The sequence below is a fragment of the Caulobacter sp. X genome, from assembly GCF_002742635.1.
Lineage (GTDB): Bacteria > Pseudomonadota > Alphaproteobacteria > Caulobacterales > Caulobacteraceae > Caulobacter.
In genome coordinates, this window is the sequence record NZ_PEGF01000002.1 from 1,434,850 (window position 1) to 1,451,824 (window position 16,975).

General features: G+C 68.8%; 19 protein-coding genes. 10 read left to right on the plus strand and 9 right to left on the minus strand.

What is annotated here, in order from left to right:
• Positions 1 to 380: 380 nt before the first annotated feature.
• From CSW60_RS19140 to CSW60_RS19150, 3 genes are read right to left on the minus strand one after another with little or no spacing between them, the layout of a single operon-like run.
• Positions 381 to 1,385: an HlyD family secretion protein gene (locus CSW60_RS19140; protein WP_099538755.1), complete on the minus strand. Its 1,005-nt coding sequence runs from the start codon at positions 1,383 to 1,385 to the stop codon at positions 381 to 383.
• Between the two features lie 20 nt (positions 1,386 to 1,405).
• A complete protein-coding gene (locus CSW60_RS19145; RefSeq protein WP_099538756.1) occupies positions 1,406 to 2,155 on the minus strand; it encodes an ABC transporter ATP-binding protein in 750 nt (249 codons plus the stop codon).
• The gene (locus CSW60_RS19150) at positions 2,152 to 3,357 is read right to left on the minus strand and encodes an ABC transporter permease (protein WP_099538757.1); all 1,206 of its coding nucleotides are present in this window, start codon (positions 3,355 to 3,357) and stop codon (positions 2,152 to 2,154) included. Before CSW60_RS19150 ends, CSW60_RS19145 begins: the two co-directional genes overlap by 4 nt.
• Positions 3,358 to 3,554: 197 nt before the next feature.
• On the opposite strand from CSW60_RS19150, the gene CSW60_RS19155 reads away from it, so the two are divergent.
• From CSW60_RS19155 to CSW60_RS19165, 3 genes are all read left to right on the plus strand, one after another.
• The gene (locus CSW60_RS19155) at positions 3,555 to 4,457 is read left to right on the plus strand and encodes an EF-hand domain-containing protein (RefSeq protein WP_099538758.1); all 903 of its coding nucleotides are present in this window, start codon (positions 3,555 to 3,557) and stop codon (positions 4,455 to 4,457) included.
• Positions 4,458 to 4,663: 206 nt separating this feature from the next.
• Positions 4,664 to 5,944 carry a NupC/NupG family nucleoside CNT transporter gene (locus tag CSW60_RS19160; protein WP_099538759.1) on the plus strand — a complete coding sequence of 427 codons (1,281 nt, stop codon included), beginning with the start codon at positions 4,664 to 4,666 and terminating at the stop codon, positions 5,942 to 5,944.
• Positions 5,945 to 6,008: 64 nt separating this feature from the next.
• Complete coding sequence (locus tag CSW60_RS19165) at positions 6,009 to 6,626, plus strand: glutathione S-transferase family protein (RefSeq protein WP_099538760.1); 618 nt, start codon at positions 6,009 to 6,011, stop codon at positions 6,624 to 6,626.
• 125 nt (positions 6,627 to 6,751) lie between these two features.
• Here CSW60_RS19165 and CSW60_RS19175 read toward each other — a convergent pair whose 3' ends face one another.
• A complete protein-coding gene (locus CSW60_RS19175; protein ID WP_099538761.1) occupies positions 6,752 to 7,204 on the minus strand; it encodes a PaaI family thioesterase in 453 nt (150 codons plus the stop codon).
• Positions 7,205 to 7,306: 102 nt separating this feature from the next.
• Here CSW60_RS19175 and CSW60_RS19180 point away from each other — a divergent pair, with 102 nt between their 5' ends.
• The 5 genes from CSW60_RS19180 to CSW60_RS19200 all read left to right on the plus strand — a co-directional run bounded on the left by CSW60_RS19180 (position 7,307) and on the right by CSW60_RS19200 (position 10,737).
• Positions 7,307 to 7,597, plus strand: coding sequence for a DUF3253 domain-containing protein (locus CSW60_RS19180; RefSeq protein WP_099538762.1), 291 nt, complete (start codon positions 7,307 to 7,309; stop codon positions 7,595 to 7,597).
• Positions 7,598 to 7,634: 37 nt separating this feature from the next.
• Complete coding sequence (locus CSW60_RS19185) at positions 7,635 to 8,219, plus strand: uracil-DNA glycosylase family protein (protein WP_099538763.1); 585 nt, start codon at positions 7,635 to 7,637, stop codon at positions 8,217 to 8,219.
• Positions 8,216 to 9,265: an alpha/beta hydrolase gene (locus tag CSW60_RS19190; protein ID WP_099538764.1), complete on the plus strand. Its 1,050-nt coding sequence runs from the start codon at positions 8,216 to 8,218 to the stop codon at positions 9,263 to 9,265. The genes CSW60_RS19185 and CSW60_RS19190 overlap by 4 nt, the downstream gene beginning before the upstream one ends.
• 70 nt (positions 9,266 to 9,335) lie before the next feature.
• Entirely contained in the window at positions 9,336 to 10,397 is a 1,062-nt protein-coding gene (locus CSW60_RS19195) for a Glu/Leu/Phe/Val dehydrogenase (protein WP_099538765.1), read from the plus strand.
• A 49-nt stretch (positions 10,398 to 10,446) separates the two neighbouring features.
• On the plus strand, positions 10,447 to 10,737 hold the full coding sequence (locus CSW60_RS19200) for a UvrB/UvrC motif-containing protein (RefSeq protein WP_099538766.1): 291 nt from the start codon (positions 10,447 to 10,449) through the stop codon (positions 10,735 to 10,737).
• Here the strand turns inward: CSW60_RS19200 and CSW60_RS19205 are convergent.
• The 5 genes from CSW60_RS19205 to CSW60_RS19220 all read right to left on the minus strand — a co-directional run bounded on the left by CSW60_RS19205 (position 10,734) and on the right by CSW60_RS19220 (position 15,059).
• Positions 10,734 to 12,170: an MFS transporter gene (locus CSW60_RS19205; protein ID WP_099538767.1), complete on the minus strand. Its 1,437-nt coding sequence runs from the start codon at positions 12,168 to 12,170 to the stop codon at positions 10,734 to 10,736. The genes CSW60_RS19200 and CSW60_RS19205 overlap by 4 nt on opposite strands.
• 49 nt (positions 12,171 to 12,219) lie before the next feature.
• Positions 12,220 to 12,366 (minus strand): hypothetical protein, encoded by a 147-nt coding sequence (locus CSW60_RS23750; RefSeq protein ID WP_201723092.1) that lies wholly within the window; start codon positions 12,364 to 12,366, stop codon positions 12,220 to 12,222.
• A 30-nt stretch (positions 12,367 to 12,396) separates the two neighbouring features.
• Positions 12,397 to 13,272, minus strand: a complete 876-nt coding sequence (locus tag CSW60_RS19210) for a transglutaminase family protein (protein WP_099538768.1) — start codon at positions 13,270 to 13,272, stop codon at positions 12,397 to 12,399.
• Positions 13,273 to 13,317: 45 nt separating this feature from the next.
• Entirely contained in the window at positions 13,318 to 13,986 is a 669-nt protein-coding gene (locus CSW60_RS19215) for a TetR/AcrR family transcriptional regulator (protein ID WP_099538769.1), read from the minus strand.
• An 83-nt stretch (positions 13,987 to 14,069) separates the two neighbouring features.
• Positions 14,070 to 15,059: a glycosyltransferase gene (locus tag CSW60_RS19220; protein WP_099538770.1), complete on the minus strand. Its 990-nt coding sequence runs from the start codon at positions 15,057 to 15,059 to the stop codon at positions 14,070 to 14,072.
• Positions 15,060 to 15,214: 155 nt separating this feature from the next.
• Between CSW60_RS19220 and CSW60_RS19225 the strand changes: the two genes are divergently transcribed.
• Together CSW60_RS19225 and CSW60_RS23535 are read left to right on the plus strand one after the other, a co-directional pair.
• A complete protein-coding gene (locus tag CSW60_RS19225; RefSeq protein ID WP_099538771.1) occupies positions 15,215 to 15,562 on the plus strand; it encodes a helix-turn-helix domain-containing protein in 348 nt (115 codons plus the stop codon).
• A gap of 11 nt (positions 15,563 to 15,573) precedes the next feature.
• A complete protein-coding gene (locus CSW60_RS23535; RefSeq protein ID WP_099538772.1) occupies positions 15,574 to 16,971 on the plus strand; it encodes a calcium-binding protein in 1,398 nt (465 codons plus the stop codon).
• Positions 16,972 to 16,975 lie beyond the last annotated feature (4 nt).

Below are 16,975 nucleotides of genomic sequence, written 5' to 3' on the forward strand. Positions count from 1 at the left end.
CAACCAGATCCCCGGACCGTCCGAGTATCCCCCTCGAACCTAGCCCCGCTCGATCGCCCCCCGCCGCCGCAAATGGTCGCTGGCCATGCGCCCTTTCCTCGCGACGAGGTGGGTAGAGAATACGGGCGGTTTCAACGCGGATGATGGAGGGGCGTGTAAAAGTGGGAAGTAGTTGAAATCGCTGGGTTCGATTCCGGATACGCGGATGATAGAGCGCCGCGAACGCCCGTAAAAGATCCTCCCCCGTGACACGGGGGAGGTGTCGCGGAGCGACGGAGGGGGCGAGCTGGATATTGGCCGAGCCGGCCCCCTCCGGCCCTCTGGGCCACCTCCCCCGCATCGCGGGGGAGGATCTGGTTGATACGGGGAGGGCTCTTTTCCTACGCCTTCTTCGTCTTCCCGCCCGCCACCGGCGGGGTCGGCTTGTCGCGCTTCACGCCGGCTTTCTGGCCGGGCTTCATGAACTTGACCAGGACGCGCTGACCGACCAGCAGCGGGGCGCCGTCGGCGCTGACCACCACCTCGACGACGCGCTCGTCGCTGCGCTGGCTGGGATCGTCCGACGCCAGCTTGCGGGCCCCGAAGACGGCGGCGCGGCGCAGCACCTTGCCGACATAGGTTTTGCTGGGATCGCTTTCAGGCTGGATCTCGACCTCTTGGCCGATCGTCACGTTCGGGATGTCGGCCTCGACGATCTCGGCGCGGACGATGCGCTGGGTGTTCGGCTCGAGGTCGAACATCGCGGTGACGTTCAGGGTCGAGGCGCCGGCGCCGGGATTGGCCTGGCGGCGAGCGATGCGGCCGTCGGCCGGCGCGCGGATCACCGTCAGTTCCTGAGTGTACTGGGCCTGAGCGAGCTGGGCCGAGGCGACGCTGATGGCCGCCTGCTGGGCGCCGATATTGGCCTGGGCCTCCGCGATCTTGTCACGGGCGCCGTCCAGACGCTGGGCCGCGACGAAGTTCGAGGCGGTCAGGCCTTGCAGACGGTTATACTCGCGCTGGGCCGTGCGCAGCTGGACCTGATAGAGCTGCAACTGCGCCTTGGCCGAGGACAGGGCGGCGCTCGCGGTCTGGGCGGCCAGGCGCGCGTCATCATCCTCCTGCTTGGCCAGGGGTTGGCCGGCCTTGACGATATCGCCTTCCTGGACGAACACCTCGCGGACGATGCCCTGGCGGCGCGCGGCCACCTGGATCACGCCGCCCTCGACGTCGGCCTTGCCCTGGGCGATCGCCGCGTAGGGGGAGGGCTCCTCGCGGGCGGCGGCCGCCTCGAGTTTCTTCTTCTTCTCGGCGGCTTGGCCCTTCATGTAGAAGAAGCCGCCGCCAAGCAGCACGACGACGATGATGGCGATCCAGAAAGCGGGTCGGCGCAGGAAGCCGGGCATATGGTGGTTCCCCCAGAAAATCAGTGGCTGAGCGGCGCGGGATTGGCGTCGGGCGTGCGGCGCACGTCGTCCAGGATCCGGCCGTCTTCGATGTGGATGACGCGGTCGGCATAGGCCTCGAGCCGCGGGTCGTGGGTCACGCAGATCACCGCCGCGCCGCGCTCGGTGGCGGCCGCGCGCAGCAGTCGGATCACGGTCTCGCCGCTCTTGCCGTCGAGGGCCGAGGTCGGTTCGTCCGCGAAGATCAGGTTCGGGTTCTTGGCCAGCGCCCGGGCGATGGCCACGCGCTGCTTCTCACCGCCCGACAGCTCCGACGGGCGCTGGTTGACGCGGGGCCCGAGGCCCACCGATTCCAGCGCCGCCTGGGCGCGCTTGGCGGCCTCGCCAGGGCTGACGTCCTGGTACTTCAGCACCGTCATCACCTGCTGCTTGGCCGTCAGGGCCGGGAACAGGTTGAAGCCCTGGAAGATGAAGCCGCAGTGGTCGAGGCGGAACTTGTCGATCTTGCCCTTGGGCAGGGCCCACAGGTCCTTGGCCTCCAGCGCCGAGACCTTGCCCTCGTCGGGCATCAGCAGGCCGGAGAGCGCCGCCACCAGGGTCGACTTGCCAGAGCCCGAGGGGCCCATGACCATGGTCACGTCGCCATGCTTGGCGTCGAAATCCACGCCCTTGAGCACCTCGATGAAGGTGCGGCCGGTCTTGAAGCGCTTGACGAGGCCCTTCGCGACAAGGGCGCTCTCGCCCTTCTTGTGAGCGTTGTCGCCGTTCATCGCAGCAGGTCCGCGGGTTGGCTGTTCTTGAGGATGCCCAGCGACAGGAAGCCGGACAGCATGGCGATGACGATCAGGAAGACCGCGACCACGATCACCAGCGTCGGCGGGAAGTACATCGGGACGCCGCCGGCGGTCGCCAGCAGGGTGACGAGCCAGGTCAGCAGGCCCGCCGCCAGGACGCCGACGACGCCGACCCAGAAGCTGAGCTCCATGACGATGTTGCGCAGGTCGCCCATCGACACGCCCAGGGCGCGCAAGCTGGCGAACTCCTTGATGTTGGCCATGATCGCCCCGCGCAGGGTCTGCCAGGTGATGGCGACGCCGATCAGCAGGCCCAGGAAGGCCGAGAAGCCCAGCATGATGCCGATGATCTGGTCCTCGAGCATGGCGTTGGAATTGGCGTCGGCCAGCTCCTGGCGGGTCCAGGCGCGGAATTTGCCGTCGGCCTTCTTGTTGAGCTGGGCGGCGACGATCTCGGCGCGAGCCGGGTCGCGGATCTCGACCATCAGCGGGCCGACGCGCTGGCCGGTGTCGGCCTCGCCCAGCATGCGCAGGGTGTCGCGCGACATGACCAGGGTCGGCTGGATGATGTTGGGATAGCCGCGGGTGACGACGGCGATGTTGATGGTCTTGCCGTTGTAGAGGGCCTTGTCGCCCTTCTTGACGCCCAGGCGCTTCAGCGCCGTCTCGTCGACAGCGACCGCGTAGGGGCGACGCAGGGCCTCGATCATCGACTGGGTGTAGTCGGTGGGCACCGTGACATAGCCGGGGATCGCGTCGATCACCGTGACGTTGACGAATTCGGTCTTGCGGGCCGTGCCGCCGCCCCCGCCCTTCTCGCCCTTGCTGGCGCGCTTGGCGCGAGCCTCTTCCTTGGCCTGCTGCTCGGGCGACAGGATGTTCTGGAAGCGACCGCCCGAGCCGTCGAGCGGCGCGACCTGGGTCACTTCCGGGTGGCTGTAGACCAGCGGGATCATGCGCCGGGGCAGGCCGGAAGGGCCGCCGAACAGCGCCTTGGCGCCCGGGCCCAGCACCATGATGTCGGCGCGGGCGCGGTCGATCTGGGCGGTGAAGCCCTTCCCGATGCCGACGAACATGCCGACCTGGGCCAGCACCAGCAGCCCTGAGAAGGCGAGGGCGACAACAGCCGCCATGTAACGACGCCACTCGTATAGCAGAGTGGACAAGGCCAACGACATTCGGACTCTCGCTCCCCAAACCCTAGGTCGCAGGAATGACCGGCGATCGGTGAAGGTCCAAGTTAAATCGGGGTAAGGCTGGCGCGGCGGCCGGCCAAGGCTTCATTTCCGGGCTGCAACACGCCGCAAGCTGGAACATTTTTCGCTCGACCTCTCCCGCGCCGGCCTTTCGGCGCCTTCACAGAGGGAGAGCGATCATGAGCGTCACCAGCGCCACGTCCTCTACGAGCCTGGCGCAGCTGCGCCAATTGCAACAGGCGGCGACGTTCAAGTCCGCCGACGCCGACGGCGATGGACAGCTATCGCAGGCGGAGTTCCAGTCCATTGGGCAAAAGATGCAGGGCGCGGGGCAGGATCGCGGTCCTCCTCCGATGCGCGGCGGCGGCGGACCGTCGGAAAGTTTCGGCGGCGACATGCTTTCGGCGCTGCTCTCCACCCAGTCGGTCGACGACGTCGCCAGCTCGGTCATGTCGGCTGGCGACGCCGACGGCGACGGCCTGCTGAGCGCCGGCGAGATCTCGTCGGCCCTCTCGGCCAACGCGCCCTCGGACGCGCCGGCGGACGCTAGCGGCAAGATGGCTTCCGACATCGTGTCGGCGCTCGACACCGATGGCGACGGCAGCCTGTCGAAGGACGAGATCTCCAGCGCGATCTCCAACGCGGCCTCCAGCCGCTCGTCGGCGCAGGCGATGCGCGGGCCGCCCCCCGGTCCTCCGCCCGGCGAGGCGGGCGGAGCCAGTGGCTCCAGCGGCGTCTTCGAGAGCCTGGACGCCAACCAGGACGGCGTCGTTTCGGCTGACGAGTTGGCCGCCGCCAACGGTTCGGACAGCACGGACGCCGCCAGCGCCGCCTCCGATCTGATCAAGACGGCCGATCAGGACGGCGATGGTTCGCTGAGCGGCGGGGAGTTCTACGCCCTGCTCGACAAGGGCAAGGACGCCGATAGCAGCAGCGGCTCGACCTCGTCCCTGACCAGCCTGCTGTCGAGCTCCAACGTCGCGGCCGATCTGATGCAGAAGCTGCTGGCGCAGCTGGATTCGGCCTTGAGCACGTCGTCCTCGTCCAGCACGGCGAGCGGCGGGACCAACGTCACCGCCTAATCTTGAGGCGCCACCCTGGCCGGCGCTGGTTCTCGCGCCCGGCCGGGGTGGCGGTTTCGCTGGTAAGCGGGTTCTGACTTAGGCGCCGCGCGCCTTCCTTAACCAGTTCCTAAGTAATCCGCTTGCGTGCGACGGCTGACTTGGTGTCATTTCGCGCCTTGGCGGGCGTCGCGGGGGCGTCGCCCTTTTGTAAGGTCTTCGTCTTGATGTTCCGTCCCGAGAACGTTCAGGCCCTCGCGGGTCTGGCGCTCACCCTGGGCCTCTGCTGGCTCGTCTCCGAAAATCGCAAGCGATTCCCCTGGGTGCTGGCCATCGCCGCCCTGATCGTCCAGGTGCTGCTGGTGCTGGTCCTGTTCGGCCTGCCGCAGGCTCAGAAGCTGATGCAGGGCGTCAATGGCGCGGTCGAGGGCCTCGCCTCCTCGACCCAGGCCGGCACGGCCTTCGTGTTCGGCTTCCTGGCCGGGGGCGATCAGCCCTACACGGTGACCAATCCGGGCGCGGGTTTCATCTTCGCCTTCCGGGTCGTGCCCGTGATCCTGGTGGTCTGCGCGCTGTCGGCGCTGCTGTGGCACTGGAGGATCCTGAAGTGGCTGGCCCAGGGCTTTGGCCTGCTGTTCCAGAAGACGCTGGGCCTGCGCGGCCCGCCGGCCCTGGCCACCGCCGCCACCATCTTCATGGGTCAGATCGAGGGACCGATCTTCATCCGCGCCTATCTCGACAAGCTGTCGCGCTCGGAGCTCTTCATGCTGATCGCGGTCGGCATGGCCTGCGTCTCGGGCTCGACCATGGTCGCCTACGCCACCATCCTGGCCGACGTGCTGCCCAACGCCGCCGCCCACGTGCTGACCGCCTCGATCATCTCGGCCCCGGCCGGCGTGCTGCTGGCGCGGATCATCGTGCCCTCGGATCCGATGGAGAAGGGCGCCGACCTCGACCTCGCCACCGAGGACAAGTCCTATGGCAGCTCGATCGACGCCGTGATGAAGGGCACCACCGACGGCCTGCAGATCGCCCTGAACGTCGGCGCCACCCTGATCGTCTTCGTGGCGCTCGCCACCATGGTCGACAAGATCCTGGGCGCCATGCCGCCGGTCGGCGGTCAGCCGCTGAGCATCGCCCGCGGCCTGGGCGTGATCTTCTCGCCGCTGGCCTGGGCCATGGGCGTGCCATGGAAGGAAGCCGGGACCGCCGGCGGCCTGCTGGGCGTCAAGCTGATCCTGACCGAGTTCACCGCCTTCATCCAGCTGGCCAAGGTCGGCGGGACGGCGCTGGACGAGCGCACCCGCATGATCATGACCTACGCGCTGTGCGGCTTCGCCAACATCGGCTCGGTCGGCATGAACGTCGCCGGCTTCTCGGTGCTGGTCCCCCAGCGCCGCCAGGAAATCCTGAGCCTGGTCTGGAAGGCGATGATGGCCGGCTTCCTGGCGACCTGCCTGACCGGCTCGCTGGTCGGCCTTATGCCGCGGTCGCTGTTCGGGCTTTAAGGCCCTTTCATTCCCTTGCGAAAACCAAGCATCCTCCCGGTCAAAAGCCGGGAGGATTTTTCTTATGAAGCTCTACGACAGCCGTCGCGCGCCCAATCCTCGGCGGGTGCGCTGGTTCATGGCCGAGAAGGGGATCGAGGACATCGAGATCGTCGATGTCGACATCTTCGGCGGCCAGCACCGCCAGCCCGACTACCTGGCCAAGGCCGGCCTGCCGAACGTGCCGGCGCTGGAGATCGACGAGACCACGTGCATCACCGAGTCGGTGGCCATCTGCCGCTATCTCGAGAGCGTCTATCCGGAGCCGAACCTGTTCGGCCGCGATCCGCTGGAGACGGCGGTGATCGAGATGTGGACGCGGCGCGCCGAGATGCTGCTGTCGACGCCGCTGATGATGGCCGTGCGCCACAGCCACCCGGCGCTGGCGGCGATCGAGACCCAGGTTCCCGAGATCGCCGAGACCAACCGCAAGGCCGCCGAGCGGGCGCTGAAGGTCTTTGACCGCCGCCTGGCCGAAAGCGAATTCATCGCCGCCGACCGCCTGACCATCGCCGACATCCTGGCGGTGACGGGCATCGACTTCGCCCGCATGGTCCGCTTCCGGCCGCCCGAGGAGCTCACGCACGTGAACCGCTGGCTGAAGGGGATGATGGAGCGCCCCGCGGCGAAGGCGGGGGTTTAGATCCTCCCCCGCGATGCGGGGGAGGTGGCCCAGAGGGCCGGAGGGGGCAAGCTGGACGCATGCCGCATTAGCCCCCTCAGTCACTCCGTGACGGCTCCCCCGCATCGCGGGGGAGCATCATCTGCTCACCGCGCCCTGATCTTCTTGATCACGCCCGAGAAGTTCAGCATCGGGCCGGTCCCGGTCGAGACCAGGCCGCGCACGAACAGCAGGGAGCCGCCGGCGCGCACCACCTCGCCGGTGGCGGTCACGAGGTCGCCCGGACGGGCGGGGCCGACGAACTCGCCGTTCAGGCTGACCGTCACAGCGCGGCTGTCGGCCAGCTCCTTCCAGGCGATCGCGAACAGTGAGAAGTCGGCGAAGGTCATCATGCAGCCGCCATGCATGAAGCCGCCGCCGTTCATGTGCTTTGTCTCGGCGCGGAAGGCGGTGGTGACGCGGCCGTCCTCGCCCTCGCGGAAATAGAAGGGGCCGGACTGGTCCTCGAACGGGTCCAGGCCCGACCAGGTCCGCCAGCCGGCCCAGTCGCCCGACTCGACGATGCGAGGCCCGCTGGTGATTTCGTTGCCGCCGTCCATCGCATCCCCCTCGATATTATCGATGTTCAGTTAGATGCCGCGGCGACGGCGCGCAAGCGCCCGGTCTCGCCTCTGCTGACAATCCGTGGCATGGGAGCGCCCATGACCTCCCCGATCCAAGACACGATCCTGTCCCAGCTGGCGGCGCTGCCGCAGGGCAAGTCGATCGACCCGATGAACGTCGCCAAGGCCATCCAGCCCGAGCGCTGGCAGCAGATCCTTGGCCATGTGCGCACCAACGCCATCGAGCTGGCCCGCGAGGGCAAGGTCGTGATCCTGCGCCACAACAAGCCGACCAATCCGGAGAAGTTCCGCGGCGTCTACCGCATCCGCCTGCGCATGGAAGGCGATCCGACCTCGTTCGAGGAAGAGGTTGGCGGCGACGAGGACTAGGCTTGGGAGGCGAGGGCCGCGTTCCTAGATTGGCGACATGTCGCTCGACGCGCTCCTCTCCGACATCGCCGCCTGCCGGGCTTGCGCGCCTTACCTGCCGCATACGCCCCGGCCGGTGGTCCGAGTTCGACCCGAGACCCGCATCCTGATCGCCGGCCAGGCGCCGGGGCGTGTGGTGCATGAGACGGGGCTGCCCTTCAACGACCGCTCGGGGGATCGCCTGCGCCAGTGGATGGGCGTCGATCGCGAGACCTTCTACGGCCGTCCGGAGATCGGCGTCGCGGCCATGGCCTTCTGCTTTCCGGGCACGAACCCCAAGGGCGGCGACTATCCGCCGCCGCCGCGCTGCGCGGCGACCTGGCGGGCGCGGCTGCTGGAGCAGCTGCCGAACGTCGAGCTGACCCTGCTGGTCGGGAGCTACGCGCAAACCTGGGCGCTGCCGGGGCGCACCGGCCGGACCATGACCGACACCATCGCCGCCTGGCGCGACTTTGGGCCGAATGTCCTACCGCTGCCGCACCCGTCGTGGCGCAACACCGCCTGGCTGAAGCGCAATCCGTGGTTCGAGGCCGAGGTGACGCCCTATCTTCGCCAGCGGATCGGGGAAATCCTCGGGTCATGAACCGTCGCGCCCTGATCCTTTCGGCCTCCGCCCTGGGCCTGACCGCCTGCGCGCCGCTGGCGCAGAGGCCGGAGCTCGCCGCGTTGGGGTTCCGAGGGCCAAGGCTGCTCGACGACGGATTCGTCAGCTTCGACGGCGCGCGGCTGGGCCTGATGCGCTGGCTGCCCGCCACGGAGCCGGACTGGGTAATCGTCGGCCTGCACGGCATGAACGACTACGCCAACGCCTATCACCTGGCGGCGGCCTGGTGGGCGGGGCGCGGGATCGCGACCTATGCCCTCGATGTCCGAGGCTTCGGGCGCTCGCCCGAGCGCGGCGTCTGGGCGCCGACCGATCTGGTGCTGGAGGATGTGCGCGCCCTGGTCGCCGCCGTTCGCGAGCGGCATCCGAACGCCAAGGTCGCCCTGGCCGGGATCAGCATGGGCGGGGCGCTGGCGATCTGCGCCATGGCCTCGAGCGATCCGCCGCCGGTCGACAAGCTGATGCTGTTCGCCCCGGCGGTCTGGGGCTGGTCCAATCAGCCGCTGCCCAACCGCGTCAGCCTGTGGGCCACGGCCCATCTGATGGGCGAGTGGGTGGTCAAGCCGCCCGATTGGCTGGCGCGCAACATCATGGCCAGCGACAATATCGACGAGCTGCGCCGGATGGGGCGCGACCCGCTGATGATCTGGGGCGCGCGGTCGGACGCGATCTACGGCCTGGTGGGGCTGATGGAGCGGGGGTGGCGCTCGACCGACCAGATCCGCGTTCCGGTCGCCTGGTTCTACGGCGCGCGCGACCAGATCATCCCGCGTGAGCCCACGGTCGAGGCGGTTCGTCGCCTGCCGGACGGCGCCCGGACGGCCTATTACGCCAACGGCTATCACCTGCTGCTGGTCGACCGCCAAGCCGAGCGGGTCTGGGGCGACGCCGAGGCCTTCTTGCGTGGCCCGGCAGCGTCGTGGCCGCCGTCGGGCGCGCCGGCCATTCCGCCTTCGGTCGAGGCCATGAACGCCCTGGACCCGCCCAAGCTCGCCAAGTCGAAGTTGTCGCGGCGCCGGTCTTGAGGGTTGTTCGGGGCGGCGAGGGGGCGTAAACCCCGCGCCAATTCATTCTGGCTGAGGCGAGACCGACGGCATGACCTTGTTCGATTCCCCCGATTTCGAGGGACACGAAGGCGTCCACGCTTTCTTCGACGAAAAAACCGGTCTGAAGTCGATCATCGCGATCCATTCCACCGCCCGCGGCCCGGCCGCCGGCGGTTGCCGCATGTGGGACTATTCCAGCGCCGACGCGGCGATCACCGACGCCCTGCGCCTGTCGCGCGGCATGTCCTACAAGAACGCCATGGCCGAGCTCGATTTGGGCGGCGGCAAGGCCGTGATCATCGGCGACAGCCGCAGCCAGAAGACGCCGGAACTGTTCGAGGCCTTCGGCCGCGCCGTCGACAGCCTGAACGGCCAGTACTGGACCGCCGAGGACGTCGGCGTCTCGCCGGCCGACCTGGAAAGCACCCGCAAGACCACCCGCTTCGTCGCTGGCCTGGAAGGCCACGCCGCCGCCTCGGGCGACCCGTCGCCGGTCACGGCCGAGGGCGTGTTCCGGGGCGTACGACTGTGCGTCGAGCGCGCTCTGAACCGTGACCTCAACGGCGTCCATGTCGCTATCCAGGGCGTCGGCCATGTCGGCGGCTATCTGGCCGAGAAGCTGCACGCCGCCGGCGCGCGCCTGACCATCGCCGACGTCAACCAGCCCGCCCTCGAGGCCGTGGCCGCCAAGACCGGCGCCCAGATCGTGCCGACCGACGCCATCTTCGATGTCGAGGCCGACGTGTTCGCCCCCTGTGCGCTCGGCGGCGCCATCTCGGCCGCGACCCTGCCGCGCCTGAAGGCCAAGATCATCGCCGGTGCCGCCAACAACCAGCTGGCCGACGCCACGATCGGCCAGGCCGTGTTCGAGCGCGGCCTGCTCTACGCCCCCGACTACGTGATCAACGGCGGCGGCATCATCAATGTGGCCGCCGAGATTCGCGGCCTGGAATCCGGGACGTCGTTCGACGGGGCCTGGGTGGCCGCCAAGCTGGACCGTCTGGCCCTGACCCTGGCCGAGGTTATCGACCAGTCGATCGCCGAGAAGCGTCCGGCCAACCTGGTCGCCGACGAGATCGCTCGGGCCCGCATCGCCGCGGCCCGCGCCTAAAGCTCGGCTCGCGCGTTCTTCGGGGGCAGGCCTGTCTCCGGAGAACGCCATGTCCCATCTCGACGATCTGAAGACGCAGCTGGAAGACGCCGTCGCCGCTCAGGATTTCGAGACGGCGGCCAGGCTGCGCGACGAGATCCTGTCCATCCAGCACAGCGCCCTGGTGCGCGACGTCGAGGATCCGCCCCAGGCGTCCTATTTCAAGCGCCAGGTTCCCGGGCGCATGGGCCTGGGGACGGACCAGCCTGTTCCGCGAAAGCCCGAGGGCTGGGTCCCGCCGCCCAAGCCCGATCCGATGACCGCCGGCCACTCGCGCGGCGGTCGGCGACGGAAGGCCTAAGCCGACTTCGCCCGCCCGCTGATCGCCGCGCCGGCGTCCTTGTCGAGGGCCAGGTAGACGGGCAGGGCCAGCAGGGTCACCAGGCCGATCGCCATGAACGGCAAGACGAACCGGTCGGGCGTCAGGGTCCCGCCCGAACCGCGCGCCACGTGCAGCATCACGCCGCCGAAACTGACGCCCAGCGCCAGGCCGACCTGCTGGACCACGGCCGACAGGGTCGAGGCGGCGGCCGTGCTGCTGTCGGGCACGTCGGCATAGGCGATGGTGTTGGCGGCGATGAACTGGTTCGACCGGCAGAACCCGCCGAGCAGCAGGGCCGCCATCATCACGACCATCGGCGTCTCCGGCGTGAAAAAGCCGGGCGCGGCCGTGAACAGCCCCGTGAGCGTCACGAACACCGCCAGCGAGGTGCGGAAGCCGAACCGGCGCAGGCCCGCCGCCGCGAACGGCCGGGCGATCAGCACGCCGACGCCCGTGGTCAGGGTGACGAAGCTGGCCTTCAGCGGGCTCCAGCCCAGGGCCACCTGCAGCAGAAGCGGCATCAGGAACGGGCTGGCGCCGATGCCCAACCGCACCAGCGTCCCGCCCAGCAGGCTGGCCCGGTAGGTCGGATAGCGCAGCAGAGAGAGGTCCAGGATCGGACGACCGGTGCGCCGGCAGATCTTCAGATAGACCAGGCCGCAGGCGACCGAGAGCGCCAGCAGCACGAGCTGGACCCAGGGCGGCAGCAGGCCGACGCCCGAGGTTTCGGCCACCACGACCAGCCCGCTGATCGCCGCCGCCGACAGGGCGAAGCCCAGGGTGTCGAACCGTCCGAGGTCGCGCTGGGGCGGGCTGGGCGGCACGAATCGCATCACGGCGATCGCGCCCAGGAGGCCCACGGGCAGGTTGATGTAGAAGATCCATGGCCACTCGGCGACGCTCAGCACCAGGCCGGCGATCGGCGGGCCGATCAGCGGGCCGACCAGGGCGGGCATGGTGAACCAGCCCATGGCCGACAGCAGTCGCGCCTTGGGCGTCGCGCCGACCACGATCAGCCGCGCCACCGGCGTCATCATCGCCCCGCCCAGGCCCTGGATGATGCGCGAAGCGACCAGGGCCTCCAGATTGCGCGACAGCCCGCATAGCGCCGAGCCCAGCAGGAACACCGCCATCGCCGACAGGAAGACGCGCCGCGCCCCGAACCGCTCGGCCGCCCAGCCACTGGCGGGGGTGAACACGGCCAACGCAAGAATGTAGGAGGTCAGAGCCAGCTTCAGGTGGATCGGATCCACCGCGAAGGCGCGGGCCAGGGTCGGAAGGGCGGTGGAAAGCGCGGTGGAGTCGATGAACTCCATCAAAAGCGCGCTGGCGACGGCGATCGAGACCAGCCGGGTCGACAGCGGGGACGTCGCGGACTCTGACGCTTCAGGCTCTTTGGAGGGATCGGACACGCGGGCGTGTTACGCCCGTGCGGGACAGGGGTCTAGAGACCCGAAAGTGTCAGTGGCCGGGACGAGGCTGGAACGTCCGTTTTTCCTTCAGCTTGACGCAGGCCAGATCGGGCTTCTGGCCGTGCTGAGGCTTGGGCTCGGCCTTGGGGAAGCAGACATTGGTCATCGGGTTCTGGTTCTGGAAGCCGCTGGTCATGACCGTTCCTCCGGTACGCTGTTCACCATATCATGCCGCGCGCCCCATTTCATCGACCAACCGTACGTCGACCGAGACGTGAAGGCGCGCCTTGCCCGGATCGCCGATGATCGCGCCCGAGACGGGTAGGGCCTGCGCCGGGGTGCGTGTCGCCGCCACGCGGATCAGGTCCGGCGACTCCGCCAGGCCGTTGGTGGGGTCGAACTCCAGCCAGCCCAGGTCGGGCAGGAACACCTCGCACCAGGCGTGGGTCGCGCCGGCGCCGCGGATCTGGGTGTTGGGCGAGTGGATGTAGCCGGTGGCGAACAGGGCGGCGTAGCCCAGGCGGCGCAGGCCCTCGACCATCAGCCAGGCCAGGTCGCGGCAGGCGCCGCTGCGCTTCTCCAGCGTCTCGACCGGCGACTGGACGCCTTCCTCTTCGCGCGCCTTGTACTCGAACTGCTGGTGGATCAGGTCGTTGACCCGCAGCAGAAAGGCCAGGGCCGGCTCGTCCCGGTGGCTGGCCAGGCCCCGCAGCCAGCGCAGCAGCACCGCGTCGGGGTCGTCGGTGACCGGGGCGATGAACGGCTCCAGCGTCGCGCGGTCCTCGCGCGAATAGACGATGGGCGTCAGGGTGTCGGGGTTCTCGATCCGCTGCGGGACCAGAGGAGCAGGATAGCGGTCGATGATCAGTTCGCTGGCCACCCGCATCGCGTCGGCCCGCCCGTTCGGCTGGAAGGTGCAGATGCAATTGCCGTTGGCGTCATAGCTCCAGCGGGTGTCGCCCGGCGGGAACAGGCGCAGCGAGGCCTCGACGATGCGCAGGGCATGGCTGTCGCGCGGCCGGATCATCAGCCGCTGGGGACCAAAGCCCACCGGCCGTTCGTAATAGTACCGCGTCTCGTGCAGGATGCGCAGCCGTCCCATGTCGAACCCAAAAGCACGACCGAGACTTGGGTTCCGCCGAACCGCTTAAGCGCGGAAGCCGGCCTCGGCGAAGTTGAGCATCCGCTCCAGCAGGGCGGACACGTCGGCTTCGCTGGTCTGGCCTTCCGACAGGACGTTCAGCCGGTCGAACTCAGCGAAGCGGTTGTTGTGCAGCATGCCCAGCGTGAAGTGCAGGCGCCAGTACACTTCTTCCGGCGACAGGTCGGGGCGGGCGCGCAGCAGGGCGTCGGAGAAGCGGCGCAGGTGCGAGACGTCGGTCTTCAGCACCTGGCGGATCTCGTCGGTGCCCTCGCTGCGGGCGCGGATCAGGAACTGCAGCGAGATGCGGCGCTCGTGGTCGGGCGCCAGCCAGCGCAGGGGCGGGGTCAGGAGGGCGGCCAGGATCTCGCGCAGCGGCGGGGAGCCGGCGTTGCGGTCATTGGCCTCGTGCAGCATCTTGGCCCGCTCGCGATTGAGCTCGGCCGTGCGCCGCTTGAAGATCTCGAACAGCAACGCGTCCTTGGACCCGAAGTGATAGTTCACCGAGGCCAGGTTGACGCCGGCGGCGGCGGTGATGTCGCGCACCGAGACGTTCTGGAAGCCGTGCAACGCGAACAGACGCTCGGCGGCGACGAACACCAGGTTCTTGGTGGCGGCTTCGGTCTCCGCGCCCTCGGTTTCGACGGAGGCGGCGGCGTCGGTCGTCGGACTCACTCGATAATCCCCTTTACCCGTGGGGAAGTCTTACGACCGTTCGAATTTGGCGCAAGCGTCAAGATCGATCCGTACAATGCAAATTACGCCGACGGGGCGCTGGAGATCGATCTTTCCGCCAAGACGGGGCGCAGGCGTTCGACCGGGCGCCCCATCCGGCCGCGTCGCAACTGGCGCAGCAGCGGACGGGCCACGGCGGTGAACAGGATCAGCGGGGCGAGGGCCAGGGCCAGCGCCTTGCGCCGTTTCCGATCGGCGCGCTTGAGGAAGTAGCGCACGAGGCCTCTGCCCTTGTGCCATTCGATCACGAGCGGGCTCTCGCGGCTGGTCGAGCCGACATGAACGATGTGGGCGTTGGGCTGGAACAGCACGCTGCCGCCCTGACGCCGGGCGCGCCAGCACAGGTCGATGTCTTCGACGTGCAGGAAATAGCCCTCGTCGAAGCCGCCCAGGGCCTGGAAATCCTCGGCCGACATGTGGAAGCAGGCGCCGGAGATGGTGGGGGTGTCCACCGGGTAGGGCGGCGGGGGCTCACCCTCCCGGTGGATCTCGAAGCGGCGCAGCGGGGGCAGTAAGGCGCTGAGCTTCGAGAGGCTAAGCAGGGTCGTGACGGGCGTAATCTCGCCGCGCCGCGCGCCCCGCTGTTCGGTTCCGTCGGTGTTGAAGACCCGGGCGCCGATCACGCACGGCGAGGGCCGGTCGCGGGCGGCGTCCAGCAGCGCGGTGATGGCGCCCGGGGTCAGGAAGGCGTCCGGATTGAGAAAAACCAGGGCGTCGCCCTTGGCGCTGGTCGCGCCGAGGTTGGCCGCGCGGGCGAAGCCGATATTGCCCAACCCCTGCAGCAGCCGCACGCGCCGCTCGCGCCGGGCCAGTTCGCGCAGCCAGGCCGCGTCGGCCAGGGACGAACCGTTGTCGACGATGACGAACTCGCTGACGACGGGCTCGGCCAGCACGCGCCGGACGCTCTCCATCAGCGCGGGGCCGGTCATATAGACGACCATGATCACCGACACGCGCGGGGACGCCTTCGCTGACGCGACGCGGGTGGCGGTGGAATCGATGGCGATGTACATGCGCTCGCTGCGTTCAAAATAGTTGCGTAAAAACTGTAGTTCATGGTTCCTTGGTTCGCAAGGGGCCGAACGCGCCGCGCAACAGGTTGTTGCGTTTTTATGCAATGTGTAACAACTAGGGGGCGCTCACCTGGGAGCGCTGAAACGGCTTTGCGATGTCACGAACGGCGATGAATCCCGCCAAGGCGGCGCTGACCAAGTCTCTCCGACGTGAAGCCGGGCGCTGGCTGAAGACCGCGCGCGAGGCCGCGGGTCTGACCCAGGCGGAACTGGCCGAGAGGACCGGACTGCGCTACTACACGTTTGTATCCCAGGTTGAGAACGGCCTGGGACGGGTGCCGATCGAAGCCCAGGCCGTCTGGGCCGAAAGCCTCGGCCTGGATCCCAGCCAATTCGCTCGAACCCTGCTGCGCTATTATGAGCCCGAGCTCCACCGACTGCTGTTCGAAGGCGCCGCCGACGCGGACGCGCCGGCCGTCGCCGAGCGGGCGGCGCAAGGCTGACGAGCGCCGCGATGGGTGAAGTTCTCGCCTTCGCGCCCCGGCCGCCGGCCGGAGACTGGACCGCCAGCGAGCGGGGCCTGTTGCTGTTGCTCACCCAGCATCTGGAAAAGAGCTACGGCGAGGTCGACGCCATCTTCGGCCAGACGGACTCCGGGGACCCCTGGTACGTCGTGACCGACGCCAACCAGGACGTGCTGGTCCATGTGGCCCGGATTGACGGCCAGTTCGTCGTCCACGACGCCGCCGTCGACATGTTCCATCAGGTCGGCAGCCTGTGGAGCGCGCTGCGCCAGATGCTGGCTTCGGGCGCGTCCGAGGAGCCGGCGGGCGTGGTCGTGTCCTTCAATCCCGCCAGTCGCGAGGCGCAGTCCTTCCTGTCGCTGGTCATCGCGGTCGGTCTTTACCTGGAGCTGCGCGACGCCGGCTTTGGCGAAATCTCTCGCCTGGACTTCGGCAGCCTGCCGCGCGGCGACGATCTGGCGATCGAAGGCGTGGCGTCCAAGCTGATCGCCGCTCTCAACCTCGGCGAGGATCGGGCCGAAAGCCGCGGCGTCCCGCTGGACGCGCCGGCGAACGAGAACGTGACCCAGCCGCCCATCAAGCCCGAAGGCGTCACGGCGTCGGCGATCGAGGCGCCTTGGTCGGCCCTGGCGGGTCTCCTGGTGTCAAAGGCGGCGCAGGCGCAGACGATCGCGATCGCGCCGCCGACCTCGGAGCCTCCCGCCCAGCTCCAGCAGTCTGACGCTCCCAAGACAGGCGAGGCTGGCGGTACGCAAGGGTTCGCCGGGACGGCGTCGGTGATCAACGGCACCCCTGGCAACGACAACGTCGTCGGCACGGCGGACGGCGACGTGATCCGCGCCGGCGCCGGGGATGACCATATCGACGGCGGCGGCGCGCGCAGCGGGATCGACCGCATTGATGGCGGCGCCGGAAACGACCGGATCGTCATGAACGCCCGCGTGGTGGCCAGCGGGGGGACCGGAGCGGACACCTTCCTGATCTCGGCCAAGGCGCCGACGAACAAGGCCGAGGCGCTTCTGGGCGTGGTCCTCGACTACGCCGCCGCTCAGGGCGACCATCTCGCCGTCCTGGGCAAGGGGCAGCTCACCGTCGTCAGCACGACGGCCGTCAGCGATGTGCTGGCCGCTCAAGAGGCTGTGCTGGGCGAGGCGACGGCGCATCTTGTCGCCGACGTCACCCGCACGGTGGCGGGTACGCGCGTGGGCTTTGACATCGATGGCGACGGACACGAGGACGTCTTCATCCTGCTGGGCGGCGCCAACACCGCGACCTTCCGCATCGGGGCCACGATCGAGGCCGACCACGCCGCGGCGCCGGCTGTCCCGGTGGTGGGGCAGCCCGTGATCGACACGAACTTCTTCGGCGAGACGGCGCCGGCGCGGTAGCTTC

Excerpts from the sequence above, each read along its gene's own strand:
- CSW60_RS19140 (WP_099538755.1), bottom strand. The coding sequence starts at position 1,385 with ATGCCCGGCTTCCTGCGCCGACCCGCTTTCTGGATCGCCATCATCGTC.
- CSW60_RS19145 (WP_099538756.1), bottom strand. The coding sequence starts at position 2,155 with ATGAACGGCGACAACGCTCACAAGAAGGGCGAGAGCGCCCTTGTCGCG.
- CSW60_RS19150 (WP_099538757.1), bottom strand. The coding sequence starts at position 3,357 with ATGTCGTTGGCCTTGTCCACTCTGCTATACGAGTGGCGTCGTTACATG.
- CSW60_RS19155 (WP_099538758.1), top strand. The coding sequence starts at position 3,555 with ATGAGCGTCACCAGCGCCACGTCCTCTACGAGCCTGGCGCAGCTGCGC.
- CSW60_RS19160 (WP_099538759.1), top strand. The coding sequence starts at position 4,664 with ATGTTCCGTCCCGAGAACGTTCAGGCCCTCGCGGGTCTGGCGCTCACC.
- CSW60_RS19165 (WP_099538760.1), top strand. The coding sequence starts at position 6,009 with ATGAAGCTCTACGACAGCCGTCGCGCGCCCAATCCTCGGCGGGTGCGC.
- CSW60_RS19175 (WP_099538761.1), bottom strand. The coding sequence starts at position 7,204 with ATGGACGGCGGCAACGAAATCACCAGCGGGCCTCGCATCGTCGAGTCG.
- CSW60_RS19180 (WP_099538762.1), top strand. The coding sequence starts at position 7,307 with ATGACCTCCCCGATCCAAGACACGATCCTGTCCCAGCTGGCGGCGCTG.
- CSW60_RS19185 (WP_099538763.1), top strand. The coding sequence starts at position 7,635 with ATGTCGCTCGACGCGCTCCTCTCCGACATCGCCGCCTGCCGGGCTTGC.
- CSW60_RS19190 (WP_099538764.1), top strand. The coding sequence starts at position 8,216 with ATGAACCGTCGCGCCCTGATCCTTTCGGCCTCCGCCCTGGGCCTGACC.
- CSW60_RS19195 (WP_099538765.1), top strand. The coding sequence starts at position 9,336 with ATGACCTTGTTCGATTCCCCCGATTTCGAGGGACACGAAGGCGTCCAC.
- CSW60_RS19200 (WP_099538766.1), top strand. The coding sequence starts at position 10,447 with ATGTCCCATCTCGACGATCTGAAGACGCAGCTGGAAGACGCCGTCGCC.
- CSW60_RS23750 (WP_201723092.1), bottom strand. The coding sequence starts at position 12,366 with ATGACCAGCGGCTTCCAGAACCAGAACCCGATGACCAATGTCTGCTTC.
- CSW60_RS19210 (WP_099538768.1), bottom strand. The coding sequence starts at position 13,272 with ATGGGACGGCTGCGCATCCTGCACGAGACGCGGTACTATTACGAACGG.
- CSW60_RS19220 (WP_099538770.1), bottom strand. The coding sequence starts at position 15,059 with ATGTACATCGCCATCGATTCCACCGCCACCCGCGTCGCGTCAGCGAAG.
- CSW60_RS19225 (WP_099538771.1), top strand. The coding sequence starts at position 15,215 with ATGTCACGAACGGCGATGAATCCCGCCAAGGCGGCGCTGACCAAGTCT.
- CSW60_RS23535 (WP_099538772.1), top strand. The coding sequence starts at position 15,574 with ATGGGTGAAGTTCTCGCCTTCGCGCCCCGGCCGCCGGCCGGAGACTGG.